This is a genomic window from Methylobacterium sp. CM6247, from assembly GCF_054817925.1.
Genome location: NZ_JBTXKX010000003.1, coordinates 2,715,362 through 2,741,132 on the forward strand (window position 1 = coordinate 2,715,362; position 25,771 = coordinate 2,741,132).

A 25,771-nucleotide genomic window follows, 5' to 3' on the forward strand; every position below is an offset into this window, starting at 1 on the left:
GCCTCGCGCTTCGACAAAGACGACGCCTTCAGATCGGCTTGCCTGCGATCCCCAGGCCGACTTTCTCGCCTCTCACCGAAAGGATGCCTCGCTTCAAGATGGCGTCTTCGAGTTCGTCGAAGGTTTTCGTGAGATGGGTCTTGGCCGTCAGGATGGTCGTGGCGCGCGGACGGGGCTGCTCCATCATCAGGCCGACAAGGTCGTCCGTACTTTCCAGGACGATGCGGTGAAGCGAGTGGATCGTAGGGTCGGGTTCGATGAACCGCATCGCACTATCGGTCCACCGCCTCAACTCGCCAGATAAATCCTCACCCACGGAAGCATAAGCTTCGATCTTCATGCGAACGTTCACGAAACTCGTCGCGATGTCTTTGTGCAGCTGCGTCATGACAATAAGGTCGGTCGGGGTTGGACTTCATAGGCCGTGAGGATAGTCTCTGTTCGTCAACAAAATATGGCATGCAAAATCGTGCGCAAAGTCGCACCGATCAGCCATGATTGGTGCTGGCCGGATATCGCGCGGCGTTCATGCGAACCACACGTTGTGCCGTCGTGACGGAGAGGGCCTGGAAGGCCGCCGTCATGCCATGCATCGCTTCGGGCGCCGTCGCGCGCTCCGATTGCGAGGTCGTGAACAGCTTGAGGATTTCCCGGCCGAACCGTACGGAGCGGACGAGATGATGTCTCCGGCCAAGCCCCCCAGCCAGCGCATCCCATTGTTCACGGATTGGTCGCGCGTCCGTTAACGCCCGGCCGTCGCCCGCCGCGAACCGACCATCCGGCGTGGGATGAGCCGCAACGGTATCGAAGGTGCCTTAGAAAATTCCCGATGATGGGTGATTCCCGCCATCGGGCTGAAAAACCGACGCCAGCCCTGTCCGTCAGGGTAAGGCCGGGCGAACACCCTGGCTTCCTATAGGCGCAACACATTGGAAGTATTCTGATATATGGTTTTTCTCAAGAACCGGCTTTGCTTCCGACGATCGCTGGGCTACGCGCTAGCGACAATGCGCAAGATCACTCACTCCGCACTGATTTCCGCCTCCCTGCTGGCCTTCGCGGCCCTGGGCACCGGCTTCGCCTCGGCCAAGGAGACGCCGATCGGCCCTCCCATGCTCAAGGACGGACTGGAAGTGACGGCGGTCTATCTTCAGCCGATCGAGATGGACCCGCCGGACATGATGCGCGCCGCCGCGCAATCCGACATCCACCTCGAAGCCGATATCCGCGCGGCCAAGGACAACCGTAACGGGTTCGCCGAGGGCGACTGGCTGCCCTCCCTCGACGTGAGCTTCGAACTGACGAAGCTGGAGGGCGAGGCCGCCACGGGTCCGAAGGTGAGCGGCTCGCTGATGCCGATGGTCGCCAATGACGGCCCGCATTACGGCGACAACGTCAAGCTGAGCGGCCCCGGCCGCTACCGGCTCAAGCTCACGGTGGCGCCTCCCGGCAAGAACCAGCATTTCGGCCGCCACGTGGACAAGGAGACGGGTGTCGCCGAATGGTTCAAGCCCTTCGACCTGATCCAAGACTTCACCTTCGCCGGCACCGGCAAGAAGGGCGCGTATTGAGCACCGTGATGCAGCACGTCCGCAGCCTTGCACTCGCCTGCGCCTTCATGGCAGCCGGCATCGGCTTTGCATCGGCCAATGACATGCCGGTGATCAAGGTCGAGATGAAGGATGGCGTGATCATCCCCGAGATCATCGAGGTGCCGGCCAATACCCGCTTCAAGCTGGAGATCACCAATACCGGCACCTCGCCGGTGGAGTTCGAGAGCATGGAACTGAAGCGCGAGAAGGCCCTGGCCGCCGGCTCGACCTCGGGAATCGTCTTCCGCACCCTCGACCCCGGCACCTACGACGTGTTCGACGACTTCCACCCAGAAGCCAAAGCCAAGCTGGTGGCGAAGTAGTCCGATGGCGGCGAGCGTCTCGACGGACCTGCGTGAAGCCTGGATCGACCAGCGCCTCGCGGAACTCGGCCATTGGCTCCAGCGCCACGGCGGGATCATCCGCAGCGTGCAATGGGCTGTGGTCGCGGTCTACCTCGTCCTCGTGGCCGTGCCGGCCTTCCTGCCCCTGCCGGACCGGACAGCCCATCTCTGGAACAACCTGACCGTCCTCGCGCAGTTCGCGTTCTGGGGCATCTGGTGGCCCTTCGTCCTCGTGAGCATGGTCCTCGTCGGCCGGGCCTGGTGCGGGGTGCTGTGCCCAGAGGGCACGCTCACGGAATTCGCCAGCCGCTGGAGCCTCGGCCGCGCGGTGCCGCGCTGGATCACCTGGGGCGGATGGCCCTTCATCGCGTTCGCCGGAACCACGGTCTACGGGCAGATGGTCAGCGTCTACGGCTACCCGAAGCCAGTGCTCGCCGTCCTCGGCGGCTCCACCGTGGCGGCGATCGCGGTGGGCCTCGTCTATGGCCGCAACAAGCGCGTCTGGTGCCGCTATCTCTGCCCCGTGAACGGGGTCTTCGCGGTGCTGGCCAAGCTCGCGCCAGTGAGCTTCCAGGTCGACCGCCCCGCCTGGGCTGCCTCCGACAAGCCGCAGGGCTCGACTTTCAATTGCGCGCCCCTGGTGCCGGTGAAGACCATGCGCGGGGCCGGCTCCTGCCATATGTGCGGGCGCTGCAGCGGCTATCGCGGCGCGGTCCGCCTCGCCCGGCGCTCCCCCGCCTACGAGATCGTCCATGTGGCCGGCACCGAACCGAGCCTCGAACAGACGATCCTGATCCTGTTCGGCATGATGGGCCTCGCGGCCGGTGCCTTCCAATGGTCGTCGAGCCCCTGGTTCATCGACGCCAAGCAATGGCTCGCCACCTGGTTCATCGAACACGGGATGGTCTGGCCGCTGGAGACCACCCTGCCGTGGTTCGTGCTCACCAACTACCCCGAGCACAACGACGTCATGACCCTGCTCGATGGCGGCCTGCTGCTGGCCTATATCGGCGCCGCGACGATCATCCTCGGATTCGGCCTCTCCGCCCTCGTGGCCCTCGGCACTCGCTTTCTCGGCCCCTGGTCGTCGTCGCGTTTCCACCACCTGACGCAGACGCTGATCCCCATCGCGGGATGTGGCGTTTTCCTCGGCCTCTCGGCCCTCACCGTCACCTTCCTGCGCGGGGAGGGGCTCCCGCTTCCCTACGTCGCCGAGATGCGGGCCGGGCTGCTCATCGGCGCGAGCCTGTGGAGCGCGTGGCTCGCCTGGCAGGTGGCGGGGCTCACTACCGGCGGATGGCGCCGGGCGGGCACGACGGCCTGCATCGCCGCCGCCGCCTCCCTGTCGGTTTCCGGCTGGGTGCTTCTGTTCTGGATCTGGTAGGGCGCTCACACAGCCCGCCCGCGACATCGAAGGAAATCTCCGCATGATCGGAGCATTCGTCATCGCCTTCCGCGAGGTCATCGAAGCCGGCCTCATCATCGGCATCGTGCTGGCGGCCACGCGCGGCATCGCCGGGCGCGGCCGCTGGATCGGCCTCGGCGTGGTCGGCGGGCTTGCCGGAGCCTGCCTCGTGGCGCTCTTCGCCGAAGGGATCTCCGACGCGTTCGAGGGCGCGGGACAGGACATCCTCAACGCGGCGGTCCTCGCCACTGCCGTTGTCATGCTGATCTGGCACAACACCTGGATGAGCCGCCACGGGCGCGAGCTCGCGGGCGAATTGAAGGCCGCCGGAGAATCCGTGCGCAGGGGCGAGACCACATCCGCCGCCCTGGCCTTCGTAGTCGGCGCGGCGATCCTGCGCGAGGGCGCGGAGCTCGTCCTCTTCCTCTACGGCCTCGTCGCCTCGGGCACGTCCGGCCCCGACCTGCAGATCGGGGCGCTGGCCGGAGTCGGCGTGGGCATCCTGATCTCGGCGGTGAGCTATTTCGGCCTGGCCGCGATCCCGACCCGCTACGTCTTCTCGGTGACCAGCGCGCTCATCATCTTCCTCGCCGCCGGTCTCGCGGCGCAGGCGGCACAGTTCCTCACCAATGCCGGGCTCATCACCGTGCTCGACCGGCCGCTCTGGAACACCGCCAACATCCTGTCAGAGGGCAGCATGTTCGGCCGCGTGCTCCACGCCCTCGTCGGCTATACCGACCGCCCGACGGGGCTGCAGGTCATCGTCTATCTCGGCACGATCCTGGTCATGGTCGCCCTCATGCAATGGTCGTCGGCGGACAAGCGTCGGCGGACACTGCGGACGGCGTGAAGCGGAGACACAGGCCGTGCATGTGACTCACGATTCGGCGGCCCCGGCGGCCGCCCCGATCAGCTTCGACGAGTTCCTCGCCGTCGACATCCGGATCGGCACGGTGGTCTCCGCCGAGCCTTTCCCTGAAGCGCGGAAACCTGCAATCAAGCTCGTCATCGATTTCGGTCCGGCCATCGGCACCAAGCGCTCCAGCGCCCAGATCACCGAACATTACCGGCCGGAGGATCTGGTCGGCCGGCAGGTCGCCGCGGTGGTGAACTTCCCCCCGCGCCAGATCGGCAAGTTCCTCTCGGAGGTCCTGACGCTGGGCTTCGCCGATACGAACGGTGCCGTCGTACTGTTCCGCCCCGACCATGCCGTGCCGGACGGAAGCCGCCTGTTCTGAATGTAGACTCACCGCCGGCGGGGAGCGGTCGCTATCCAGGCGTCCACTCGCGCGGCCATCCCGACCGGATCTCCGCTGAGCGCGAGGATTTTCTGCCTCGAGGACTCGCCCGCCGCGATCCGGATCTCGGATCGTCGCAGTGACAGGGCCACCGCCAAGGCAGCGATAAGAGCCGTATTGGCGGCGCCCTCCACCGGCGGCGCGGCGACCCGCATCTGTACCCAGACCCGTCCATCGGCGGTCTCGACCAGCCCGTCGAGGCCCGTCCGGCTCGCACGCGGCGTCAGGCGCACCGCGAGCCGAATCCCCTCCGACGTCGAAGTATAGGGGCGCGCTTCGGTCATGGCATGGCCGAAGCGTGGCAGAGGCCGTGCGCAGACGGCAAGATGATTCCAGTTAGGCGCATCATCTGAACCCGTTCCTCAGCGCGATCTCGGCGCGAGGCAAAAGCGGAGCATCGGCGAAACTCTTCTCTCCGGATTTCTCCCAAGAGACCTATGCGGCGGTCTTCGGCACGCATGGCCGCTTGTCAATCGCGCGTCATCGGTGCGCATTTTATATCCGGAGGGCTGTCGCGGCAGCCGTGTTGCACTAAGCTGCACCGCATCGTCACTGGAATGCGTTCATGTCCGATCTTCGCCTGCGCCGCAGCGTCCTTTACATGCCCGGCTCGAACCAAAGAGCCCTCGACAAGGCGAAGACCCTGCAGGCGGACGCTCTGATCCTGGACCTCGAAGACGCGGTCGGGCCGGACGAGAAGGAACTGGCCCGGGATCAGGTCTGCGCGGCCGTGAAGGGTGGCGGGTATGGCAGCCGCGAGCTCGTGATCCGCGTCAATGCTCCCCAGACTCCCTGGGGCGAGGCGGATTTGAAGGCCGCGATCCAGGCCTGTCCCGACGCCATCCTGATGCCGAAAGTGTCCTCGCCGGCGGTTCTCGAGAGCATCGCCAACCATCTCGAAGCCCTCGACGCCCCCGAGAGCATCGATGTCTGGGCGATGATCGAGACCCCGGCGGCGATCCTCAACATCCAGGAGATCGCCAAGGCCCGGCGCGACCGGCGCACCCGGCTCACCTGCTTCGTGCTCGGGACGAACGATCTCGCCAAGGATACCTGGGCCCAGCTCGTGCCGGGCCGGGTGCCGATGCTGCCCTGGATGATGTTCACCCTCGCCGCCGCCCGCGCCGAAGGACTCACCATCCTCGACGGCGTGTGGAACGATATCGGCGATGTGGAGGGCTGCCGCACCGAGTGCCGGCAGGCCCGGGACCTCGGCTTCGACGGCAAGACGCTGATCCATCCCAACCAGCTCGAACCGGCCAACACCTCCTTCGCCCCGACCGAGGAGGAAGTCCGCCGCGCTACCTTGGTGATCGAGGCCTTCGACAAGCCGGAGAATGCCAAGCGGGGTGCCATCAAGGTCGAGGGCCGCATGTACGAGCGCCAGCATATCAGCATGGCGCGCCGCGCGGTGAACTGGTCGGACTCTATTGCCGCCAAAGGGTATTGAGGGCGGGCCTGCGTCGCGAAGGCTCGGCCGGGCGGGGAACAAGGCGTGGTGAAGCGGGCTTTCCCGCTCATCCCGCTTCACCCCGGTCCTTCGCCGTCGCGTTACCGCCCACGGACGGGTCGGGATGGTTCGGGCAGATCGGGTGAGGTCGGCACCGGAGGGCGCCACCGCCTTCCGCCGACGTCTTGCCCCAAGGATTCTTGCCCCTCATGAGCCCGATCCTCGAACCTTTCACCCTCGGCGACCTCACCCTCAAGAACCGCGTCGTCATGGCTCCGCTGACCCGGAGCCGGTCCTCCGACGAGGGCATCCCCCCGGATTTCGCGGTCGACTACTACGCTCAGCGGGCCAATGCCGGTCTCATCATCTCGGAGGCGACCAACATCTCGCCTCAGGCGGTCGGCTACGCCCTGACGCCGGGCATCTGGACCAATGCGCAGGTAGAGGGATGGAAGCCCGTGACCGCGGCGGTTCACGCCAGTGACGGCCGCATCTTCCTGCAGCTCTGGCATACGGGGCGCATCTCGCATCCCGACGTGCAGCCCAACGGCCGGTCGCCGGTGGCGCCCTCGGCCCTGAAGCCCGAGGGTATGGCTTTCACCAAATCCGGCATGAAGCCGCATGAGACGCCCCGTGCGCTTGAGACGGACGAGATCCCAGGAATCGTCGAGGATTATCGCAAGGCCGCCGAGAACGCGAAGCGCGCGGGATTCGACGGTGTCGAGATCCATTCGGCCAACAATTACCTGCTCGAACAATTCGTGCGCGATTCCACCAACAAGCGGACGGACCGGTATGGCGGCTCCATCGAGAACCGCCTGCGCTTCCCCCTTGCCGTGGTGAAGGCGGTGACGGAGGTCTGGGGCGGCAAGCGCGTCGGCATCCGTCTTTCGCCCGCCACCACGGAGCCGGGCAAGACGCCTCTCGACAGCGATCCGAAGGCAACGTTCGGCACCTATATCGACGCGCTGAACGCGTTCGATCTGCTCTACGTCCACACGATCGAGGGCGTGACACAACAGACCCGCGACGTGCCGGACGAGGTCGATTTCAGTCAGATCCGCGAGCGTTTCCAGGGCGCCTATATCGGCAACAATCAATACACGCTCGAACTTGCCGAGAAGGACCTCGCCGAGGGGAGGGCGGACCTGTTCAGCTTCGGCCGGCCCTATATCGCCAATCCCGATCTCGTGGAGCGGCTGCGCACCGGCGCACCGCTCGCCGAGGCTCCGAAGGCGTATTGGTATGGCGGGGGCGCCAACGGCTATTCCGACTGGCCGGGCATGAACGGCCCCATCGCGTTCCGGCGCTGAGGCTTTGTCCTGAAAGGCGGGCCTCAGCCCTTCGGTGAGGGCGGGGGCTCGCTGGCCTTGGCCTCGACCTGCGCGCCATCGGCGTTGGCCGGTTGGGGCACGGACACTTCCGGGTAGCGCTTACGATACTCTTTGAGGAAGGCCTGCAGCGTATCCGCCTTGGTGGCTCGCTGCGCGATATCCCGGAAGGCCTGGCTCCGCACGGCATTCGGCTGGGTGAGCAGGGCGAAGGTGCGCGCGTCCATGCTGTCGGCCATGGGGCCGGCGAACTTCGCCCGCAGGCGCTCGAGCCCGAGCACCTCGTTCGACAAGCCGTAGGCAATGGCGGCGCGGATGATGTCGGAGCGCATGGCATCGTCGAGGGGTTTGCGCATGCGCCAAGCCTCGCCGACCATGGCCTCATGCGCCTCGCCGGCCTCGCGCCAGCGGCGACCACTCCAGAGAATGTCCGCACGCAGCCGGTCCGCGTCGGGGCCTGACTCCGCTTCGATGGTCTCCAAAGCCAGATCCGTGCGTGACAGGTCGGACAGGGCGCGGGCGCGGATGAGGGCGCGGGCGCGGCGCAGATCCTCGGGAAGCTCGGGCTGGTAGGTAGCGTCGATGACCTGAAGCGCCTGAAGGGGCTTCTCGTCCATCATCCTGATGGTCGCCAACCGCGCAGCGACACTGGCGCGGGCCGGCCCGGACAGCCGGTGGTCGACCTGATGTTGGAGCAGTTCACCGGCTGAATCGAGGAGATCGAGTTCGACCAGCTTGTCCGCGAGGCGGCGCACGATCTCGTCGCCGCGGCGACCGATCGGGGCGAAATCCTTGAAGTCGAAATACAGCGCCAGCGCCTCCACGCCGGACATCTTCGCGCCCTTCTCGGTCAGGAAGAGGTCATCGAACAATTCCTGAGCGCTGTCGTGGAGCTCGCGGCTGATCGGTGATCCCGGCGCCAGCGCATCCGCCTTGCGTGACGCGGCAAAAGCCTGCCGCCAGCGCCCGGCTTCCATGTTGAGCTTGGCGAGTGCTGCGATCGTCCTCTGCTCGATCTCGTCGCCATGCCAGGTGAGGAGGAGGGTTTCCAGCCGCTCGATCGCCTCAGCCACCGGCATCTTGTCGAGGGCATGGGCCAGGATCGCGGCGCGAAGGGTCGCCACCGCCGCGATGGGCCGGTCCGCCGTGTCCGAGAGCCGCGTGTAGGTGTCGAGGGCAGCACTGGTCTGGCCCGTCACCTCGTCGATGCGTGCGCGCAGGAAGGCGAGCCTGTCGGTGACGGAGCGATCCGCCGCGCGCGCCAGCGCCGTCGTGATCTGCCGGCCCGCAGCGGCCCAATCGCCGTTCTCGATGGCAGCCTCCGCTGCCGCCGCGCGAAGCAGTCCCTGCAAGTCGTCGGGATAGCGCTCGATGATGCCGGCCGTATCGCGAAAGGCCGTATCGGCGGCCGGCCAGCGACCCGCCATGGCATCGAGGTAGCCTTTCCAAAGCCGTGCTTCCGGGTCCGCCCGGAGGAACTCGTTCTCCAGCGCCTTTCGCGCATCGGCGTAGCGCGCCATCTGGATGTTTGCCACGGCGGTGAGGATGGCGAGCTCGCGTTGTCCGGCCAGAACCGGATCCTCGCTGGCCGCCACCTGAAGGACACCGAGGGCTTCCACGTCGAGCCCGTTGGCGAGCATACCCCTCGCGAGGATCAGTCGCAGCGGCCCACGCGCCGGCCGTGGGGCATCCACCACGTCGTTCAGTTGCTGGCGCAGGTTCTCGCCGATATTGCCGCTCCTCGCCGCATCCCAGGGCGTGCGCTCTATGGCGAGATCGCTCACGGCGGTGAGTGCCGGCTCGGCAGGACGCGCGACGCCGGAAACCGACATGCCGCCCTCGCGGCCGATCACGACGCCGTCCATATCCGGCCGCACCAGCAGGTCATCGGCTTTCGCAAGGACGGCGACGCCCTGACGACTGGGCAGCAGCTCGAAATCCACGAACGCCTGGCGTTTGGGGATCCCGGCGGGCTTGGGCCCATAACCGGTCACGACACCGATCCGCTCGCCGTTCCGCTCGATCCATGTCGCCCCGCCCGGATGCGGCAGGCGTATACCGATGCCGATCCGGCCGCTGGCTTCCGGGTTGCGGATCGCCGAAAGCGGTTCGCTAGCCGACAGATTCTCACCGGCGACGAGTTCCCACCCGGTCGGTGCGTCGGCATCGCCAATCGGCACGAGATCGAGAAGGCGCTCGCGGGGAACCCTGAAACTCAGAACGATGAAGGCACCCTGCCGCCGTGGCTGGCTGACGGTCTCGAAGACCGAATCGCCAGCGGGCACGACGACGGTTTCGGCGGTCTCGAAGACGAGGGTAGCGATGCCTGCGCGTTCGAACAAAGCCGCCGCCGGCTGTCGGCTGAACGGGAAAGCGAGGCCTGGGCCGGCTGGCCGCAGGATGATGGTTTTCTGCGGGGCCGTCACCTGCGGGGCACCCACCTGCTTCTGCATCGTTGCGGTGAGCGGCGAGGCGGGTTTCGACGCAGGTTCGGCCTTCGCATCCGCGGCCTTGCCGTCGGTGGAGGACTTACTGTCAGGGGAGGGTTTGCCATCGACGGGCACGGCCTTGGCGTCCGATGGCACAGCTTTGCGGAGAATATCCAGCGTGACGCCGTCATCGTCCCGTCCGGTCCGGATCTCGTAGCCGGCGGCGGGACTCACCATGAGACGGGCGCCGTCCGCGTCGTTCTCGACCGTCAGAGTCTCGATGGCAGGCTTCGTCCGTCCGCGGGGAGCGCCGTCGTCGATGCGCCAGGCACCGGGAATCGTCAGCCGCGTTCCCGATCCGGTCTCGTCGAAGCGAGCGACCGTATCCGGCGGGAGCCGTAAGCTGAGGCGTGTCAGCGTTGGGAGACGCGAGAGTTCGAGGGCGAGTCGCCTCGGTTCCACGATGGGCGTGGCCGCCTTCATGGCAGCTTCTGCCAATTGCGCCCGACGGACGAGGTCGGCCACGATCTCCGGTGGCAGGGGAGGGGGAAGCCCGGACCAATCCTCAGGTAGTAGATCGATGAAAACATGCTCGCCCGCCGCCTGGACGTTCAGGCGATACGGCTTCTGCAAGGCGATACGCATGCCGGTCCCGTCAGGGTCCCGCCGCACCATCGAGACGAATTCGGGGATATCACTGACGATCTTTTCCGGCGCAGGAGTGGTGGGCTCGCCGAAATTCACCAGGAGGACGAGGCCGGACATCCTGGCCTTCACCGGAACCGCCGAATTGAAGGTCATGGCGATTCGGGCGTAACGCCCGACCTGATTGGCCTTCACCGTCAGGAGCCGCGCGGCTTCCGCCTCGCTGGCCCAGACGAACGTCCCCGCCACGATCGAGGTCGCCATGAAGCCGGCCATGAGGTGGCGCCGACGTCTCGCGATTCCGGCCCCCATTCCCATTGCAGTTTACGCCACACCCGGTTGCGCGGAGAGCCGAAGACAAGCCGCCGCGAAACGATACACCGTCGGCGACTCTCCCCCTTCGAGGCTAACGCCCGCCTAACGGCCGCCTGGCGCGCTGTCTCAAAACTGCGCGTCGCTCGAGCGATACTGGCGCGTGCATTCTTTCGAAGCGCGATATCGTCGGATCCGCGCTATCTCGCCCTCCGAACAAAAAAAAAGCCCCGCTCGGCTTTCGCCAAACGGGGCAGTGTTCAGAAGGACATTCCTTGGGAGGAATGACCCTTCATATCATGTGAGATCCCACATTTACCACATCGACCCCAAACATCTCCCCGGCTTTCGAGGCTGGGCTACCCTGACGCTCGAGCATATGTCGGCGTTGCCCAGGGCGGACGGGACAGATCCGGTCGATGATGGGCGTTACAGACCGCCGTTTCCGCCGCTGCCACCGCCAGCGCTTCCGCCCCCGGACCGACGTGAGGGCTGGCTGGAATTGCCGCCCGCCGCCGAGCTGTCGCGACCGCTGCGGCCACCAGTATTGTTCGACATGCTGGGGGTGCCAAGGCCGCGCTTGGAGTAGCGCGAGCGCGCATCGGCGGACGTCGTCATCTGAGCGAGCGCGAGAGAGGAAACGGCGAGCGCACAAAATGTGATGGCTAAGGTCTTCATAGGTGCTCCTGCGAATGCCCGGAGGTAACGCGGGAGCGAGCGGAAATATCCATACTGGACAACGGAGATCGCGATAGTAAAAGCCCCGCCCGGCATAGGCCAGACGGGGCGAAGTCGTCATATCCCCCTCGGGGCCGAGGGTATGGGTTAGACGCTTCACGGCACCGGAATCATCCCGGAAAGACTGCGACTGCGCAGATGTCGCACCTCCCCGGCGCGTTACCGCCCTAGATGACGCAGGCTATCGATGGGTTCGGCAACCGATGTGGTATCTGTACGGCCTCGTACTGCTCGCTGGCGTCGCGAACGCTGTGCAGGCGGGACAGAACGGTGCATTGGCGAAAAGCTTCGGCGGCTCGCTGAGTGCGGGCCTCGTCGTGGCAGCGGGAACGGCCACTTGCGTGCTTCTCGTAGGGCTTGCATCGGGCAAGCTCACGCTGCCGACCACGGCTCAGGTGCTCGAGGCCCCCTGGTGGGCATGGTTCGGCGGAGTGCTGGGCGGCGGCATCGTTGTCGCGCAGCTTATGGTGGCGCGTCAGATCGGGGCGGCTCCCTTCCTCGGCATGCTCGTGACGGCGGGCGTCGTCGCTTCGATCATGCTCGATCATTTCGGATGGGTCGGCTTCGAACGCCATCCGGCGACCCTGTGGCGCATCGTCGGCGGCCTACTGATGATCGGAGGCGTAGCCCTGGTGGCAAGCTCCTAGCCCATCGGGCCGAACCCTTACAGCGCCGCCCGTCTCCCGCCGGGCCGGTCACTCTCACATTTCGTCCTTAGGAACACCGATGCACCGCTACTTTCCCGTTCTGATCGCCGTCTTCGCCCTACTTGCGGCAGGAATTCTATATGCGTTCGTCCGAAACGGAGACACGGCACATACCGCGCCCGTCCAGCAGACGGCGCCGCGCTGATGCGTCGCCTCATGCCCATGGTGCTGCTGGGTCTGGCTGCGATCCTTGCGGTGATCTGGGTCGGCGTATGGAATTTCGAATCGCTTCGCACGGAGAGGGTCGAGAACGGCGGAGCCCCCGCTGTTCCCGCCTGCGATCCGGACAACAAGGTTGGCAAGGCAATCCTGCCGAACTGCCCGGATGCGTCGATCAAAGCGACGTCCAAACCCTGACACGTACGCCGACGACCGAACTTTGACCCATCCGGGACCGACGACGGTCCCGGATCGACGGTCTGTACAAACGGATCGGGCGGATACCCGATCCGGTCACTGCTTCACGACGAGGCCCGGAAGGGTTTTGCCGTTCGCGCCGAAATTCTCCAGCGCCTTGGCGCAGTTGGCCGGAACGTCCTGCGAATAGACGTCGGCATAGGCCTTCACGCGCAGAATGAGTTCGCCGCCCGCCAAGGCATCGGGCTCGAGACCGAGGCTCCTCACCACCGTCTTGAAGGTCTCGTAATTCGGTTTCGCCTCGGGGCAGGACGCCGAGACGAACTGCAACAGCCCGGCGAGCTTTGCGGCAGTGTTCTTCTGGCGCTCCTCCTTGGTGTCCGGGGGCGCTGGCGCATCCGGGGCGGGCTGCGCGGCGAGCGGGAGCGTCAGGCTTCCTAACAGGAGCGAGGCGAGCAAGATCTGCTTCATGGGTGGCGTTTTCCTACCTGTCTGTCGCATCGCCTGACTGTTTGCCGTCAGTGCGAGAGCGCGCTGGCCCGGGCGAGGGCGGCACCGAAGCCGTTGAGCGGCACGGTGATCGTCGTGGGTTCGGTGGCGTCCTGCTTCGGTGCGAGAATGAGCAGGTTCTTCGCGGTCTTCATCGTATCGGTGGCGAGGGTGGGCAGGCTCACCGGGACGAGGCACCCTTCGGAACTGCAGGTGTAATAGGGGGCGCCCTTGCCGAGGACCGCCTCGTCGATCTTGAAGCTCAACCCCGCCTCGATCTGGAACCCGAACGGCATCAGGATCAGTCCATCGGTGCGGTCGTTCGCCGGCGGCTTGAGCTCGATGGCGAATTCGCGGCGATTGTCGCGCTTCGATCCCTGGGCCTGGACCACCGAGCAGATCGTCGCCTGATTCTCGCGGGAACAATTGATGCTCCAATCGCCATAGCTCTCGCTCAGCGCGCTGGCTCCTTCCGGCCACGTCGCCTTTGCGGGGGCGGTGGGCGCAGGCACGGCTGTGGCGGCAGCGGCCGGTTTCGGTGCGGGCTTGGGTTTCGGTTTGGGTTTGGGCTTCGGCGACGACTCGGCGGCCGGTGTGTCCTGCTCCGGCGCGGCCTCCTGGGCGTAAGCGGCGTTCCAGGCATCCCCGATCGCGGCAAGCGAGATCACGCCGACCAGGGGTAAAACATGTCTCCAACGCATCAAGCGGGCATCCGGCGTTCGAACGAAGTCACGCCTGCCGCCTAGCCCTCCCTGCCTCCGAGCGCAATGCACCGGTTGGCATCGCGATTTATCGCCCACCGGCAATCCGACCCGTTCGCCTTGCCTGATCTACCCGCCGGGTTCAACGCCGCTTGTCCTGGCCGGTGCCCTGGTCGATGGCCGGCAATTCGTTGGGGCCAAGGCCCATGACGACGGGCTGCTGCGTCGGTGTCTGGCCACGCGCGCGGTTGGCCAGGGCCACGGTCAGCTTCTCGGCGGGCTCCGATTGCATCAGGGCCAGGACGTCGGCCATCTTACGCGGGTTCATCGCCAGGACGATGGGCACCAGCACGTCGAGTGCAAGACGGTCGAAGACGCGGGCGGCATCCTTCGGCTTCATCGTCTCGTACATCGTGACGATGTTCTTCAGGGCCGCCCTCTCGGCCTCGGCCTGTTGGGCGCCGGCCCCGTCGGGCCTCTCTTCGTTGCGTTTGAGATCCTTCACGCCCTCTTCGAGCTTGCGTTCGGCGGTGCCGAGCATCTGCTCACGCAGGCTCAGGGTCTCGTCACGCTGCTTGAGCGCGTCGCGCCGAGCAGACAATTTTTCGAGGATGGCGCGCTCGCTGGCCGGCATCGGCTCCGCGGGCGGCGGTGGCCGTGGAGCAGGCGGCTCCGGCTCGGCCGCCGGCTTCTCCGGCTCTTTCGGTGTCACCGAACCCGTGGTCTGCGGGTCGGCCAGTTCGTAATTGGTCCGCGCCTTGGCGAGGACCCTGGCGAAGTCCGGCAATTGCCCGCCCGCCGAGGCCGCGCTCGGCCCCATGTCGTCGACGACGATGGCGCCGAGCTTGAGCACGAGCAGTCCGACGGCCGCCATCGTCACGGCATCGATGAGGCGCAGCTTGTAGGGCCGAACCTGGCCGGGACCTTTACGGCCCGGCCGCAGCTTTCCGAGGTGGTTCTGCCCCGCGCGGACGAGGAAGCCGGACTTCTTCATGCGGCGCGGCTCCGCAGGCGTCCAAGGGCGCGCTCGGACATGGCGAGCGCGGCGGCGGCGGCGGCTCCGAGACGCTCGCCGTTAGGGCTCGATGCCGCGACCGGCGCCTGCTCGGGCTGGGTCCGGCTGGCGCGGAGCTCCGTCGGGCGGATGTCGGAGGGGCGGATTTCGACGGGCGGCACCGCGGCTAACTGCGACGGCTGGGAATGCGCGACGATGGCCGAGATGCGGGCGATCACGGTCTGGCCGGCCTGGACATGGGCAGAGAGATCGGCGGCATAGCGCTCCGCCGTGCCGAGACGGTCGGCCAGGGTGCGGTCGCATTCGTCGAGGGTGGCGCGCAAGCCGATGATCGCCCGCTCGGCGGTGGAACTCGCCACGACGAGATCGCCGATCGTCTGGCGCAGGGCCGCTTCATCGGCCTTCATCCGGGTGATGCGCCGGCTCAGGCTCACCGACGAAACGATGCTGGCGACGAGCAGCACGGCAACGAGGATATCGGCGGCGAGGGTGACGAGGAGGCTCATGGCGCGGTCACCCGTCGTTGCGGTTGTTGATAGAAGCCTCGAAGGCCTGGAACGTGGTGCGCGAGCGCCGCAGCGGCCGCGTGAGTTGCACCGAGATGTTGTCGTCGACCCGGCCGATGCGCCCCTGCGTCAGGGCCCAGTCGCCACAGCGCACGGAGATCAGGTCCGTGGGCTTGGTATCGAACATCAGCGTGTCTCCGACCTTGAGCGACAGCACCTTCTTCAGCGGCAGCATCATCTCGTGGAGGACCGCGTCCATCGTCGCATCGGCCTGCCAGATCTCGGTGGCGAGGTGGCTCTCCCAGACATGATCGCGGCCGAGCTTCTCGCCCATGAAGCTCTGCATGAGCAGTTCACGGATGGGCTCGATCGTGGCGTAGGGGAACAGGATCTGGAGCTGGCCGCCGCGGCCGTCCATGTCGAGCTTCAGGGTGATCAGGATGGCGGCGTTGGCCGGCCGGGTGATCGTGGCGAAGCGTGGGTTGGTCTCGATCCGGTCGATGCCGAAGCGCACCGGGGAGAGGGGCTGGAACGAGAGTTCGAGATCGCTGAGGATGATCTCCACGAGGCGCCGCACCAGCTGCATCTCGATGGTCGTGAACGGACGCCCGTCGAGTCGGGTCGCCGAGCCGCCGCGCTTGCCGCCGAGCAGCAGGTCGAGGGTCGAGTAGGCGAGGTTCGATTCCACCGTGACGAGGCCGGAATTCTCCCAGGCATCGGCCCGGAAGACCCCGAGCAGTGTCGGCAGCGGAATGGCGTTGAGATAATCGCCGAAGCGGACAGAGGTGATGTTGTCGAGGGTCACCTCGACGTTGTCCTGGAAGAAGTTGCGCAGGCTGGTCGACAACAACCGGATCATCCGGTCGAAGACGATTTCCAGCATCGGAAGGCGTTCGTACTGGACGACGCCAGAATCGACGATGGCGCGGACACCGCCGGCGCCCGATGCCGACAATTCGCGAAGGCTGAAGCCGAGGACGCCGTCGATCTCATCCTGGTTCAGGATGCGGTCGTTGCCGGCGAGTTCGGGGAGATTGTCGGTCTCCCCGTCCTCGATCATCGTCGCCCATTCGGCGGCGACGTCGCTGGCATGCGTGCTCGTGCCCTGCTCGGCGAGAGCGGCGCCCCACTCGTCGGCGAGCGAGGTTTCGCCGCCTTCGGCGTTCTGCGCGATTAGGGCCGCTGCCCAATCGTCCTCTTCGAGCTCGTCTTCGGGACCTGCCATGACCGTCTCGATACCGGTTGAGGGGGATTACTGGACGATCACGTCCTTGAAGAGCACGGCCTCGGCCCGTGCCGGATGGATCGCGACATTGACGCGCCGCAGCAGTTCCTCGCGGAGCCGGTAGAGGCCGGCCGAGCCGGCGAGATCGCTGGCGCGCAGCTCACGCATGTAGACTTGGAACGTGTCCTCGATGCGCGGCATCAGCGGCTTGACCTCATTCTCTACCTTGGCGTCCTTCAGTTCGAGGGACACCTTGACCTTGGCCACGCGCGGCTTTTCCTGGCCGGGGTCGTTGGCGAGGTTGATCGTCATCTCGCGCACGTCGAGGAAGACGAGGGGCTTCTTCACCTCGACGGCGGCGTGATCGTCGCCGCCCTTCTTCTTCATCATAAAATATCCACCACCACCGCCGGCCAGCAGCAGCACGGCCGCACCGATGATGATGATCTTCTTCTTTCCACCCTTCGGGGCTTCGCCTTCGGCGTCTTCCCCGTCGGCGGAAGGGGTCTTCGTCGGCTTCTTGGCCATGGCGCGCCCCCTTCGGATCTCGTCTCAGGGTGCGTTCGGCGATGTGTGCCCGCGACCCCTTGGAGGGATATATCTGTGGCTACGGTTAACACCTCGTTAAGGAGGCAAATTCTGCCGGGCGGTTCTTGCCGTGGGGAGAGGAAGATCAGCGAACGGGAGCAAGCCGGACTCGCACCAAGCAATTGATACTCATCATCAAATCAATTTTTTGGCGGATGGCACGGGCCGTGCGGACATGATTAACGTCGTCGCAGCCCAAGGCCTTTCGATCCATGCAGAACGCGCTGTTTGTCGGAGTTTCCAGTCAGGTCGCCCTGCAGCGTGAACTCGACGTGATCGCCAACAACATGGCGAACGTCTCCACCACGGGCTTCAAGGGCCGCAGCTCACGGTTCCAGGAATACCTGATGCCGGTGGCGAGCGCCGACTCGTTCCAGCGGCAGGATCGGCGCGTCTCCTACGTCATCGATCAGGGCACGGCCCTCGACCTCGCCCAGGGGCCGATCGAGCAGACCGGCAATCCTCTGCATGTGGCCGTGCGCGGCGAGGCGTTCCTCGTGGTCCGCACTCCGACCGGCGACCGCTACACCCGCAACGGTGCGTTCGAGACCGACCCTCAGGGCAACCTCGTCACCAGCGACGGCTATGCCGTCCAGGGCGAGGGTGGGCCGATCCAGATCAACCCCCAGGAAACCGGCATCGCCATCGGTCCGGACGGAACGGTCTCCACCAATCTCGGCATCCGTGGTCGCGTGCGGATGGTGACCTTCCCCAACCCGCAGGCCCTCACCAACGAAGGCGCCAACCTCTACTCGTCCCAGGCGGCTCCGGTAGCCGCCGGTGTGAACGGCCGCCTCGAATCGGGTGCCCTCGAACGCTCCAACGTCAAGCCCGTCATCGAGATGACCCGGCTGATGGACGTGAACCGCACCTACACCATGGTCTCGGGCGTGATCTCGCGCCTGGACGAATTGCGGGGCACGGCGATCCGCCGCCTCGCCGACGTCGCGTAAGGAACCCAGGCGATGCGCGCCCTCTACGCTGCCGCCACCGGCATGGCGGCCCAGGAACTCAACGTCCAGGTCATCTCGAACAACATCGCGAACCTGCGGACCACCGGCTACAAGCGCCAGACCGCCCATTTCCAGGATCTGCTCTACCAGAACCTGCGCCGGGCCGGTTCGTCGACCTCGGACCAGAATACCCAGCTTCCCGCCGGCCTCGCCATCGGCTCGGGCGTTAAGACGACCTCCACCGCCCGGACGATGTCGCAGGGTCCGCTGGCATCCACGGAGAAGGAATACGACGTCGCCATCCGCGGCGAGGGTCTGTTCCGGGTCACGATGCCCGATGGCCGCATCGCCTTCACCCGCGACGGCTCGTTCGACCTCTCCGCACAGGGACAGCTGGTGACCCGCGACGGCTACCCCGTCGATCCGGGCATCACCGTCCCCAACAATGCGACCAGCGTGACGATCAGCGCGCAGGGTTCGATCCAGGCCACGGTGCCGGGTCAGACCGCGCCGCAGAATCTCGGCCAGTTCCAGCTATCCCGCTTCGTCAACAAGGTCGGTCTCGAATCCATCGGCGACAACCTGTTCGTCGAGACCGCCGCCTCCGGCCCCCCCATCAACGGTCTGCCGGGTGCCGAGGGCTTCGGCAACCTGCAGCAGAGCTACCTCGAAGAGGCGAACGTGAACGCCGTCAACGAGATCTCGTCCCTGATCGCCGCGCAGCGCGCCTACGAGATGAACTCGAAGGTCGTCACGGCGGCCGACCAGATGCTCTCGACAACGTCGCAGATGTTCCGCGCCTGACGGTGCGGGCGCTTCACTCCCCTGACGTCCCGGCCTCGTCCTTCCATTTTACCCCGCCTCCGAAAGCGTCATGCCATGTACGCCCTGAGACAGATCCCCACCGCCGAGTCACGGCGCGCCGCCACGCTCACCCCCGGCATCGTGGTGCGCGCCCTCTTCGCCCTGGCGGCCCTCTGCTTCATGACCGTGCAGGTTCTCGCGGAGAACAACGGCCAGCGGCTCCGCCTCCGCGGCGACGTCACCGCACGCGGCGACATCCTGACCCTCGGTGATCTCGTGGAAGGTGCGCCGGCGGATCTCGCTCAGCGCGCGCTGTTCCGCGCGCCGGCGCTCGGGGCGTCCGGCACGATCCAGGCTCGCCGCATCGCCGACGCGATCGCGCCCCTCGGGCTCGGCGAGATCGAGACAGGCGGGCGGGCTCAGGTCTCGGTGCAGCGCGCTGCCCGGCGCGTTGGCCCGACCGAGATCGAGGCCGCGATCAAGCGCGTGCTGGAGACGTCCTACGGGCTCGATCCGCGCAACCTCGCGATCCGCGTCGATGGGGAGAACACCGTTCTCCTCGCCCCCCTCGATCTCGACGGACAGGCGACGGCCCTCGACGTCACCTACGATCCGCGCCTGAAGCGGGTCGCTGCCCTCATCACCCTGGGCGAGCGTCAGGCATCCCTGCGCGTCGCCGGACTCGTGCAGGAAATCCGCGAGGTCCAGATTCTCTCCCGCACACTCAATCGCGGCGACACAGTGAGCGCCGCCGACGTCACCATCGAGCGCCGCCCCCGGGAGGCGACGCCCACCGACGCCCAGGCCGGGTCGGTCGTCTCCATCGGCCAGGTCGCACAGCGCAGCCTGAGTGCCGGCTCCATTCTCCGATCCGGCGACGTCGCACCGGCGGATATGGTCCAGCGTGGCGAGGCCGTGACCATCGTGTTCGATGCCCCCGGCCTCAACCTCTCCCTACGCGGCCAGGCCAACGAGAACGGCCGCCTCGGTGCCGCGATCACCGTCACCAATCCCGTCTCCAAGAAATCCCTCGCCGCCACCGTGATCGGCCCCGGCCGCGTCTCGGTCAGCTCGCCCGCCAGCCTCGGCCGCCAGGCCAGCGCGGCGTTCGACGCCGCCCGCTGATCCCACCCGATCGCCTCTAGGAAAAAAGCTGGCTCCCATGACCAACCGCACCACCCGCCTCACCTTCAAGCCGCTCTCGCTTGCCGCTGCCGTGCTGGTCTCGTCGGCCCTTGGCGCTTGCAATACGGTCGATCGGCTGTCGCAGGTCGGCGCCACGCCTACGCTCTCGGCCATCGAGGACCCGACTTCGCAGCCGGGCTACCGCCCGGTGCGCCTGCCGATGCCGGACGTCCAGCCGGTCTCCTACGCACCGAACTCCCTGTGGCGGACGGGATCGCGCGCCTTCTTCAAGGATCAGCGCGCCGCCCGGATCGGCGATCTCGTGACGATCAAGGTGAACGTCACCGACCGCGCCAACCTGAACAACGAGACGAAGCGCTCCCGCTCCAATGCGGAAGGAATGGGCCTTCCCAACGCTTTCGGCCTGGAGAGCAGCGCCGCCGTCGCCGCCGCCGGGATCAGCCCCGACAAGCTGATCGCCGGGACATCGACCTCATCGAGCGATGGTTCGGGGTCGGTCCAGCGCAACGAGACGGTGACGACCAACATCGCGGCGATCGTCAACCAGGTCCTGCCCAACGGCAACCTCGTCGTGGAGGGCAAGCAGGAAATCCGCATCAATTTCGAGGTGCGCGAACTCATCGTCGCCGGCGTGGTCCGGCCGGAGGACATCGAATCCGACAATACGATCGATTCCTCGAAGATCGCCCAGGCCCGCATCGCCTATGGCGGTCGCGGTCAGATCACCGATGTGCAGCAGCCCCGTTACGGCCAGCAACTCGTCGACATCCTGCTTCCGTTCTAAGCCGGAAGAGGCCGGTCAATGGTCGGTGCCGGGCCGGTTCGGGCGCGGCGCGGTGCCGTGATTGTCGACGAAGGCGGAGCGTTCGGGATCTTTCTTGAGCGCGGCGACACGGCGGCGCTGCCACATCGCCACCCCGATCACGAGAGCGAAGGTGGCGAGCGCAAGCACCAGGATCAGAACTTCATTGTCCATTTCGGGATCCTTGATCGACGCGAAGTCGTATCAGTAATCACGAGATGAGCGCGAAGGTTCCGGCGCAGAAAGTCAATGCCCTGCCAAGCTTACGCCGGATATCGGGCCTCGACAATCGGATCGAAAGCTCGGGCTCCGGTGTCCGCAATGCTTGATCACCGATGCCAGCCCCGATAGAGCCGGTTGATGACGTGAGGTTGGTGCTACTCGTCCCGATAGACACGCTCGCGCCGCTCGTGGCGCTCCTGCGCTTCCAGGGAGAGGGTGGCGATGGGCCGGGCATCGAGCCGCTTCAACGAGATCGGCTCGCCGGTTTCCTCGCAAAATCCGTAGCTTCCGTCCTCGAGACGGGCGAGCGCCGCGTCGATCTTGCCGGTGAGCTTGCGCTGCCGATCCCGCGCCCGCAACTCGATGGCCCTATCGGTTTCGGACGACGCGCGATCGGCGAGATCGGGATGGTTCTCGTTCTCGGTCTGAAGTGCGACGAGTGTATCCTGCGCCTCGCGCAGGATATCGGCCTTCCAACCCACCAGCTTGCGGCGGAAATACTCACGCTGCCGATCGTTCATGAACGGCTCGTTCTCAGACGGAACATATCCGTCTTCGATCTTGACTGTCGCCATCCTCGCCCCTTCGCAAGTCCGTCACAGCCGGTACGCGGCGATGTTTCGCGTGCCTATACTTGAGGGCGCCCCACACTACAACGCACCCGACGTCCCGAACCTCATCTGATTTCATGATGCGTATACCATGCGACAAACACGCAACGGGTGCATCCTCCCGGCGGGGGGCGTCGGTGGCGGTTCTACCCGGTCGCCGAGGATTATCGGGGTCGGGTGACGGCGCGTCAGATTGGGCCATAGCGGTGGCAATCGAGACCGTACGCAGTCGGACAGGTTGCGCGAATGGCTGTCGCCGGAGCGGTACGGCCGGTATGCGGCTGGACCGTCGTGACCTATACCTGTCTCGTTCGCGCTGGTCCGGTGACCGACGGCTCGATCTCGCCTTAAGCGTGCAACCGAGGCCCTGAGAGTGCCGGAAAGCCGATCTTTGCCGAAGCCGATCAAAGAACATTCGGAGATCTTCGTAGGCGGCAGCGAGATGGCGGCCCTGATGCGGGCCAAGGACTGGTCACTGACCCCTCTCGGCTCGCCGGAAGGCTGGCCGGAGGCGCTGAAGGTCGCCTTGCGGATCCTGCTGACCTCGAGATTCGAGATGTGGCTCGGCTGGGGGCCGGACATCGCGTTTTTCTACAACGATGCCTACCGCCCGACCCTCGGCCTCAAGCACCCGGATTCCCTGGCCAAACCCACCCGGATCCTCTGGGCCGAGATCTGGGACGACATCGAGGAACGGATCCGCAGCGTCTACGATCACGGCGAAGCGACCTGGGACCGTGGGTTGCTGCTTCTTCTGGAGCGCAACGGCTATCCCGAGGAGACCTATCACACCTTCTCGTACAGCCCCGTCATCGACGATGACGGATCGGTGGGCGGCCTGTTCTGCGCGGTCAGCGAAGAGACCGACCGGGTCATCAGCGAGCGCCGGCTCGGTATCCTACGCCTTCTGGGAGAGAGCCTCGCGCGTGCGGAATCCCGCCCCGACGTCCTCAGTGCGGTCGAGGCCAGTTTAGGCGTGGCGCGTCGAGATCTTCCCTTCAGTGCCATCCATCTCTTCGAGGGGGGCAACCTCGCCCATCTCGCCTCCACCACCGGAATATCCCGGGACCATCCCGCATTGCCGGGTGTGATCGATCCTGCGGGCCCCCTCGCCGAATGGTTCGGCGGCACCCAAGGCGAGAGGATCATCGATCTCGATCAGGCGCAGAACTGGCCCACGGGCGATTGGTCGAGGCCGCCGGCGAGGGCAGTGACGCTGCCCCTCGTCGGACAGGGTGGAAGCGCACCGCTGGGCATCGTCACGGTCGGCCTCAATCCGCACCGGCCCTTCGATGCGGATTATCTCAGCTTCCTCAAGCTTCTCGCCGGCCAGATCTCGTCGAGCCTCGCCAGCGTTTCCGCCTACGAGGCCGAGCGGCGGCGCAACGCCGTCCTGGCCGAAGCCGTCCGCATGCGGCAGGAGGCGGCCGAAGCCCTGAGGCAGGCCAACGACGCCCTTCTTTCCGAGGTGCGGCAGCGGACGGCCGAGCGCGACCGCATGCGGTCTCTGTTCAAGGACGCGCCCGGCTTCATGTGCGTCCTGAGCGGCCCGACGCACGTTTTCGAGTATACGAACGAGGCCTATCTTCAGCTCATCGGCCATCGCGACATCATCGGGATCGCCGTCCGTGAGGCATTGCCCGAGGTCGAGGGCCAGGGCTTCTTCGAGCTCCTCGACGAGGTCTATGCGACGGGCAGGCCCTTCATCGGGCGTAACATGACCGTGACGGTTCAGTTCGGACGGGAGGGCGGCCTCGAACAGCGCGTCGTCAACCTCGTCTATCAGCCGATCACGGAAGCCGACGGAACGGTCAGCGGCATCTTCGCCGAGGGTCACGACGTCACCGACAGGGCCCAGGCGGAAGATGCCCTGAGACGCCTCAACGAGACACTGGAACAGCAGGTCCAGGCCCGCACGAAGGAGGTGCAGGAGCGGACCGAGGAGCGCGACCGGGCCTGGCGCTTGTCACAGGACCTGTTGATGGTCACCGAAGCCGACAGCCGGATCGCGGCGGTGAACACGGCGTGGACGACGCTTCTCGGCTGGACTTCCGACGCTCTCACCGGACGGTCCTTCGCGGAACTCGCCCATCCCGAAGACCGCGATGCCGTCTGCTCGACCTTCTCGGCCATTGTCGCCGAACCGCTCACCGCTCCTTTCGACCTCCGTCTGCGCCATGCCGACGGCAGCTATCGCTGGTTCGCCTGGACGGGGGCGTTCGAGGACGGACGGATCTATGCCAGCGGGCGCAACACCACGGCGGAGCGCGAACAGGCCGCTGCCCTGGAACTCGCCGAGGATGCCCTGCGCCAAGCCCAGAAGATGGAGGCCGTGGGCCAGCTCACCGGGGGCATCGCCCACGATTTCAACAACCTCCTGACCGGGATCGTCGGCTCCCTCGACATGATGCAGACCCGCCTGTCGCAGGGGCGGATGGAGAATATCGAGCGCTACGCCAAGGCGGCGATGTCCTCGGCCAACCGGGCAGCCGCACTGACCCACCGGCTTCTCGCCTTCGCAAGGCGCCAGCCGCTCGATCCGAAACTAGTGGATGCCAACGCGCTCATCGCGTCGCTCGAAGATCTCCTGCGCCGGACAATGGGCGAGACGATCGCTCTCGACATCGCCATGGGGAAGGGGCTCTGGCCGACCTTGTGCGATCCGCACCAGCTCGAGAACGCCATCCTCAATCTGGCGATCAACGCCCGCGATGCGATGCCGGATGGAGGCCGGCTCCGCATCGAGACCAGCAACACCGAACTCGACCGAGCCTATGCCCGCCTGCATCCGGGGGTGGAGCCGGGCCCATATGTCTGCATCGTCGTGTCGGATACCGGCACCGGCATGCCGGCCGATGTCATTGCCCGTGCTTTCGACCCGTTCTTCACGACGAAGCCCCTGGGGCAGGGGACCGGCCTCGGCCTGTCGATGATCTACGGCTTTGCCCGACAATCCGACGGGCATGCCAAGATCGATTCCCAAGTGGGGAGCGGCACGGCAGTGAAGCTCTACCTGCCCCGCTCCATCGAAGCGGTCGTGGAGGTGGACGCGGTCGGCGCCGTCGCGGAACTTGCTCGCCTCGGCGCCGGGGAAACGGTTCTCGTCGTCGAAGACGAGACTGTGGTCCGGGACCTCATCGTCGATGTGCTGGAAGACCTCGGCTACCGTGCGATCTCCGCCGCTGACGGTTTGTCCGGCCTCAAGATTCTCACGACCCAGGAGCGCGTCGACCTGCTCGTGACCGATGTCGGCCTCCCCGGCCTCAACGGTCGCCAACTCGCCGATCAGGCGCGTGAAACCCGGCCCGGCCTCAAGGTGCTGTTCATCACGGGGTATGCCGAGAACGCCATCTTCGGCAACGGCCAGCTCGATCCGGGCATGCAGATGATCACCAAGCCGTTCCCCGTGGAGATCCTGGCCGGGCGTATTCGCGAGATGATGGAAAACTGATCGGAGGGCGCGTCGTCGGGCGCTCGTAACCCCTCAGCTGTCCTGGGCCGATTGCAGTTTGGCGAGTTCCACCGCCGCACGCAGCTCGATATCGGCGATGAGCCCATCTAGGCGCGGATCACCGCTCGTTCCCGCACGTTCCGAGAGACGACTCGCGATGGACTGAAGTTCACGTGTCGACACCTGCCCCATCACCAGCGACGCCTTGAGCCGGTCGAGACCGTCCAGAAGGTCGTGGCCGCGCCTGGCGAAACGACGGCGACGCTCGCCGGGCTGCTCGTCCTGGCCCTGGAGGGTCAAGATCGCGTCGAGCCCCGCCAGAGACGTGGTCGATGCGGTGGAGGCGGCGGTGGAAGTCGCCGCGGTATCATGGCCCAGCATGAAGGATGGCGACGCATCCGCCTTGCGAACGGTCGGCGAGGCAGCGGCCGAAGCCTGCGAGACGAGGCGGTTATCGACGCGCATGGGCCGTCTCCGAAAATCAGGGCGTCGTTTCGCGCATCGGCACGACGATCGTTCCGGCCAGCAGATTCCGCCCTCGATGGTTAATCATCGGTAAACAAGCCGGCAGAACCTGCCGGGTCGGCAGGGAAGGCCGCCCCTTCCATGCCTCGACATCGCCAGAAAGAATCAATAAAATCAATTATTAT

27 protein-coding genes are annotated in these 25,771 nt (G+C 66.0%); 14 read left to right on the plus strand and 13 right to left on the minus strand.

Annotated features, from left to right (window positions below; translation table 11 throughout):
• Positions 1 to 28: 28 nt before the first annotated feature.
• The gene (locus ACYQOP_RS13705) at positions 29 to 268 is read right to left on the minus strand and encodes a hypothetical protein (protein WP_461222707.1); all 240 of its coding nucleotides are present in this window, start codon (positions 266 to 268) and stop codon (positions 29 to 31) included.
• Between the two features lie 739 nt (positions 269 to 1,007).
• On the opposite strand from ACYQOP_RS13705, the gene ACYQOP_RS13710 reads away from it, so the two are divergent.
• The 5 genes from ACYQOP_RS13710 to ACYQOP_RS13730 are packed head-to-tail and all read left to right on the plus strand — an operon-like array spanning position 1,008 to position 4,579.
• Positions 1,008 to 1,571, plus strand: a complete 564-nt coding sequence (locus tag ACYQOP_RS13710; protein ID WP_018042582.1) for an iron transporter — start codon at positions 1,008 to 1,010, stop codon at positions 1,569 to 1,571.
• Between the two features lie 8 nt (positions 1,572 to 1,579).
• Entirely contained in the window at positions 1,580 to 1,915 is a 336-nt protein-coding gene (locus ACYQOP_RS13715; protein WP_461222708.1) for a cupredoxin domain-containing protein, read from the plus strand.
• A 4-nt stretch (positions 1,916 to 1,919) separates the two neighbouring features.
• A complete protein-coding gene (locus ACYQOP_RS13720) occupies positions 1,920 to 3,320 on the plus strand; it encodes a 4Fe-4S binding protein (protein WP_461222709.1) in 1,401 nt (466 codons plus the stop codon).
• A gap of 43 nt (positions 3,321 to 3,363) precedes the next feature.
• On the plus strand, positions 3,364 to 4,191 hold the full coding sequence (locus tag ACYQOP_RS13725) for an FTR1 family iron permease (protein WP_461222711.1): 828 nt from the start codon (positions 3,364 to 3,366) through the stop codon (positions 4,189 to 4,191).
• A 16-nt stretch (positions 4,192 to 4,207) separates the two neighbouring features.
• Positions 4,208 to 4,579 (plus strand): tRNA-binding protein, encoded by a 372-nt coding sequence (locus ACYQOP_RS13730; protein ID WP_461222712.1) that lies wholly within the window; start codon positions 4,208 to 4,210, stop codon positions 4,577 to 4,579.
• Between the two features lie 8 nt (positions 4,580 to 4,587).
• Here the strand turns inward: ACYQOP_RS13730 and ACYQOP_RS13735 are convergent, their stop codons facing one another.
• Positions 4,588 to 4,923 (minus strand): DUF167 family protein, encoded by a 336-nt coding sequence (locus tag ACYQOP_RS13735; protein ID WP_461222713.1) that lies wholly within the window; start codon positions 4,921 to 4,923, stop codon positions 4,588 to 4,590.
• 281 nt (positions 4,924 to 5,204) lie between these two features.
• Between ACYQOP_RS13735 and ACYQOP_RS13740 the strand changes: the two genes are divergently transcribed.
• Positions 5,205 to 6,089 carry an HpcH/HpaI aldolase/citrate lyase family protein gene (locus tag ACYQOP_RS13740; RefSeq protein ID WP_461222714.1) on the plus strand — a complete coding sequence of 295 codons (885 nt, stop codon included), beginning with the start codon at positions 5,205 to 5,207 and terminating at the stop codon, positions 6,087 to 6,089.
• A gap of 209 nt (positions 6,090 to 6,298) precedes the next feature.
• The gene (locus tag ACYQOP_RS13745) at positions 6,299 to 7,402 is read left to right on the plus strand and encodes an alkene reductase (RefSeq protein ID WP_461222715.1); all 1,104 of its coding nucleotides are present in this window, start codon (positions 6,299 to 6,301) and stop codon (positions 7,400 to 7,402) included.
• Between the two features lie 23 nt (positions 7,403 to 7,425).
• Here ACYQOP_RS13745 and ACYQOP_RS13750 read toward each other — a convergent pair whose 3' ends face one another.
• Both ACYQOP_RS13750 and ACYQOP_RS13755 read right to left on the minus strand, forming a co-directional pair.
• Positions 7,426 to 10,758: a hypothetical protein gene (locus tag ACYQOP_RS13750; RefSeq protein ID WP_461222716.1), complete on the minus strand. Its 3,333-nt coding sequence runs from the start codon at positions 10,756 to 10,758 to the stop codon at positions 7,426 to 7,428.
• A gap of 477 nt (positions 10,759 to 11,235) precedes the next feature.
• Entirely contained in the window at positions 11,236 to 11,424 is a 189-nt protein-coding gene (locus ACYQOP_RS13755; protein WP_461222717.1) for a hypothetical protein, read from the minus strand.
• Between the two features lie 323 nt (positions 11,425 to 11,747).
• Here ACYQOP_RS13755 and ACYQOP_RS13760 point away from each other — a divergent pair, with 323 nt between their 5' ends.
• On the plus strand, positions 11,748 to 12,191 hold the full coding sequence (locus ACYQOP_RS13760; RefSeq protein WP_056424691.1) for a DMT family transporter: 444 nt from the start codon (positions 11,748 to 11,750) through the stop codon (positions 12,189 to 12,191).
• A 216-nt stretch (positions 12,192 to 12,407) separates the two neighbouring features.
• Positions 12,408 to 12,608 (plus strand): hypothetical protein, encoded by a 201-nt coding sequence (locus ACYQOP_RS13765; protein WP_461222718.1) that lies wholly within the window; start codon positions 12,408 to 12,410, stop codon positions 12,606 to 12,608.
• Positions 12,609 to 12,704: 96 nt separating this feature from the next.
• On the opposite strand, the gene ACYQOP_RS13770 is transcribed toward ACYQOP_RS13765, so the two are convergent.
• The 6 genes from ACYQOP_RS13770 to fliL form a co-directional block, all read right to left on the minus strand.
• Positions 12,705 to 13,079 carry a hypothetical protein gene (locus ACYQOP_RS13770; protein WP_461222720.1) on the minus strand — a complete coding sequence of 125 codons (375 nt, stop codon included), beginning with the start codon at positions 13,077 to 13,079 and terminating at the stop codon, positions 12,705 to 12,707.
• A 47-nt stretch (positions 13,080 to 13,126) separates the two neighbouring features.
• Positions 13,127 to 13,798, minus strand: coding sequence for an invasion associated locus B family protein (locus ACYQOP_RS13775; RefSeq protein WP_461222722.1), 672 nt, complete (start codon positions 13,796 to 13,798; stop codon positions 13,127 to 13,129).
• Positions 13,799 to 13,940: 142 nt separating this feature from the next.
• Positions 13,941 to 14,792 (minus strand): MotE family protein, encoded by an 852-nt coding sequence (locus ACYQOP_RS13780; protein ID WP_244478239.1) that lies wholly within the window; start codon positions 14,790 to 14,792, stop codon positions 13,941 to 13,943.
• Positions 14,789 to 15,319, minus strand: a complete 531-nt coding sequence (locus tag ACYQOP_RS13785) for a DUF6468 domain-containing protein (protein WP_056424706.1) — start codon at positions 15,317 to 15,319, stop codon at positions 14,789 to 14,791. The genes ACYQOP_RS13780 and ACYQOP_RS13785 overlap by 4 nt, the downstream gene beginning before the upstream one ends.
• A gap of 7 nt (positions 15,320 to 15,326) precedes the next feature.
• The gene (gene fliM, locus ACYQOP_RS13790; protein WP_056424709.1) at positions 15,327 to 16,544 is read right to left on the minus strand and encodes a flagellar motor switch protein FliM; all 1,218 of its coding nucleotides are present in this window, start codon (positions 16,542 to 16,544) and stop codon (positions 15,327 to 15,329) included.
• 27 nt (positions 16,545 to 16,571) lie between these two features.
• Complete coding sequence (gene fliL, locus ACYQOP_RS13795) at positions 16,572 to 17,072, minus strand: flagellar basal body-associated protein FliL (protein WP_056424713.1); 501 nt, start codon at positions 17,070 to 17,072, stop codon at positions 16,572 to 16,574.
• A 272-nt stretch (positions 17,073 to 17,344) separates the two neighbouring features.
• Here fliL and flgF point away from each other — a divergent pair, with 272 nt between their 5' ends.
• The 4 genes from flgF to flgH all read left to right on the plus strand — a co-directional run bounded on the left by flgF (position 17,345) and on the right by flgH (position 20,819).
• Positions 17,345 to 18,085: a flagellar basal-body rod protein FlgF gene (gene flgF / locus ACYQOP_RS13800; RefSeq protein ID WP_056424716.1), complete on the plus strand. Its 741-nt coding sequence runs from the start codon at positions 17,345 to 17,347 to the stop codon at positions 18,083 to 18,085.
• Between the two features lie 12 nt (positions 18,086 to 18,097).
• Entirely contained in the window at positions 18,098 to 18,889 is a 792-nt protein-coding gene (flgG, locus tag ACYQOP_RS13805) for a flagellar basal-body rod protein FlgG (protein WP_461222723.1), read from the plus strand.
• Between the two features lie 75 nt (positions 18,890 to 18,964).
• Positions 18,965 to 20,014: a flagellar basal body P-ring formation chaperone FlgA gene (gene flgA, locus ACYQOP_RS13810; RefSeq protein WP_461222724.1), complete on the plus strand. Its 1,050-nt coding sequence runs from the start codon at positions 18,965 to 18,967 to the stop codon at positions 20,012 to 20,014.
• 37 nt (positions 20,015 to 20,051) lie between these two features.
• Positions 20,052 to 20,819 carry a flagellar basal body L-ring protein FlgH gene (flgH, locus tag ACYQOP_RS13815; protein WP_056424727.1) on the plus strand — a complete coding sequence of 256 codons (768 nt, stop codon included), beginning with the start codon at positions 20,052 to 20,054 and terminating at the stop codon, positions 20,817 to 20,819.
• A 15-nt stretch (positions 20,820 to 20,834) separates the two neighbouring features.
• Here the strand turns inward: flgH and ACYQOP_RS13820 are convergent, their stop codons facing one another.
• A complete protein-coding gene (locus ACYQOP_RS13820) occupies positions 20,835 to 21,011 on the minus strand; it encodes a hypothetical protein (protein ID WP_200919058.1) in 177 nt (58 codons plus the stop codon).
• A 203-nt stretch (positions 21,012 to 21,214) separates the two neighbouring features.
• The gene (gene dksA / locus ACYQOP_RS13825; RefSeq protein WP_056424729.1) at positions 21,215 to 21,634 is read right to left on the minus strand and encodes an RNA polymerase-binding protein DksA; all 420 of its coding nucleotides are present in this window, start codon (positions 21,632 to 21,634) and stop codon (positions 21,215 to 21,217) included.
• A gap of 478 nt (positions 21,635 to 22,112) precedes the next feature.
• On the opposite strand from dksA, the gene ACYQOP_RS13830 reads away from it, so the two are divergent.
• On the plus strand, positions 22,113 to 25,121 hold the full coding sequence (locus ACYQOP_RS13830) for a PAS domain-containing protein (protein ID WP_461225316.1): 3,009 nt from the start codon (positions 22,113 to 22,115) through the stop codon (positions 25,119 to 25,121).
• Positions 25,122 to 25,154: 33 nt separating this feature from the next.
• Here ACYQOP_RS13830 and ACYQOP_RS13835 read toward each other — a convergent pair whose 3' ends face one another.
• Positions 25,155 to 25,586, minus strand: a complete 432-nt coding sequence (locus ACYQOP_RS13835) for a flagellar assembly protein FliX (protein ID WP_461222725.1) — start codon at positions 25,584 to 25,586, stop codon at positions 25,155 to 25,157.
• Between the last annotated feature and the right edge of the window lie 185 nt (positions 25,587 to 25,771).

Bases quoted from the DNA above. Each gene is read 5' to 3' on its own strand.
- ACYQOP_RS13705 (WP_461222707.1), bottom strand. From the start codon at position 268: ATGCGGTTCATCGAACCCGACCCTACGATCCACTCGCTTCACCGCATC.
- ACYQOP_RS13710 (WP_018042582.1), top strand. From the start codon at position 1,008: ATGCGCAAGATCACTCACTCCGCACTGATTTCCGCCTCCCTGCTGGCC.
- ACYQOP_RS13715 (WP_461222708.1), top strand. From the start codon at position 1,580: ATGCAGCACGTCCGCAGCCTTGCACTCGCCTGCGCCTTCATGGCAGCC.
- ACYQOP_RS13720 (WP_461222709.1), top strand. From the start codon at position 1,920: ATGGCGGCGAGCGTCTCGACGGACCTGCGTGAAGCCTGGATCGACCAG.
- ACYQOP_RS13725 (WP_461222711.1), top strand. From the start codon at position 3,364: ATGATCGGAGCATTCGTCATCGCCTTCCGCGAGGTCATCGAAGCCGGC.
- ACYQOP_RS13735 (WP_461222713.1), bottom strand. From the start codon at position 4,923: ATGACCGAAGCGCGCCCCTATACTTCGACGTCGGAGGGGATTCGGCTC.
- ACYQOP_RS13740 (WP_461222714.1), top strand. From the start codon at position 5,205: ATGTCCGATCTTCGCCTGCGCCGCAGCGTCCTTTACATGCCCGGCTCG.
- ACYQOP_RS13745 (WP_461222715.1), top strand. From the start codon at position 6,299: ATGAGCCCGATCCTCGAACCTTTCACCCTCGGCGACCTCACCCTCAAG.
- ACYQOP_RS13750 (WP_461222716.1), bottom strand. From the start codon at position 10,758: ATGGCGACCTCGATCGTGGCGGGGACGTTCGTCTGGGCCAGCGAGGCG.
- ACYQOP_RS13755 (WP_461222717.1), bottom strand. From the start codon at position 11,424: ATGACGACGTCCGCCGATGCGCGCTCGCGCTACTCCAAGCGCGGCCTT.
- ACYQOP_RS13760 (WP_056424691.1), top strand. From the start codon at position 11,748: ATGTGGTATCTGTACGGCCTCGTACTGCTCGCTGGCGTCGCGAACGCT.
- ACYQOP_RS13765 (WP_461222718.1), top strand. From the start codon at position 12,408: ATGCCCATGGTGCTGCTGGGTCTGGCTGCGATCCTTGCGGTGATCTGG.
- ACYQOP_RS13770 (WP_461222720.1), bottom strand. From the start codon at position 13,079: ATGAAGCAGATCTTGCTCGCCTCGCTCCTGTTAGGAAGCCTGACGCTC.
- ACYQOP_RS13775 (WP_461222722.1), bottom strand. From the start codon at position 13,798: ATGCGTTGGAGACATGTTTTACCCCTGGTCGGCGTGATCTCGCTTGCC.
- ACYQOP_RS13780 (WP_244478239.1), bottom strand. From the start codon at position 14,792: ATGAAGAAGTCCGGCTTCCTCGTCCGCGCGGGGCAGAACCACCTCGGA.
- ACYQOP_RS13785 (WP_056424706.1), bottom strand. From the start codon at position 15,319: ATGAGCCTCCTCGTCACCCTCGCCGCCGATATCCTCGTTGCCGTGCTG.
- fliM (WP_056424709.1), bottom strand. From the start codon at position 16,544: ATGGCAGGTCCCGAAGACGAGCTCGAAGAGGACGATTGGGCAGCGGCC.
- fliL (WP_056424713.1), bottom strand. From the start codon at position 17,072: ATGGCCAAGAAGCCGACGAAGACCCCTTCCGCCGACGGGGAAGACGCC.
- flgF (WP_056424716.1), top strand. From the start codon at position 17,345: ATGCAGAACGCGCTGTTTGTCGGAGTTTCCAGTCAGGTCGCCCTGCAG.
- flgG (WP_461222723.1), top strand. From the start codon at position 18,098: ATGCGCGCCCTCTACGCTGCCGCCACCGGCATGGCGGCCCAGGAACTC.
- flgA (WP_461222724.1), top strand. From the start codon at position 18,965: ATGTACGCCCTGAGACAGATCCCCACCGCCGAGTCACGGCGCGCCGCC.
- flgH (WP_056424727.1), top strand. From the start codon at position 20,052: ATGACCAACCGCACCACCCGCCTCACCTTCAAGCCGCTCTCGCTTGCC.
- ACYQOP_RS13820 (WP_200919058.1), bottom strand. From the start codon at position 21,011: ATGGACAATGAAGTTCTGATCCTGGTGCTTGCGCTCGCCACCTTCGCT.
- dksA (WP_056424729.1), bottom strand. From the start codon at position 21,634: ATGGCGACAGTCAAGATCGAAGACGGATATGTTCCGTCTGAGAACGAG.
- ACYQOP_RS13830 (WP_461225316.1), top strand. From the start codon at position 22,113: ATGGCGGCCCTGATGCGGGCCAAGGACTGGTCACTGACCCCTCTCGGC.
- ACYQOP_RS13835 (WP_461222725.1), bottom strand. From the start codon at position 25,586: ATGCGCGTCGATAACCGCCTCGTCTCGCAGGCTTCGGCCGCTGCCTCG.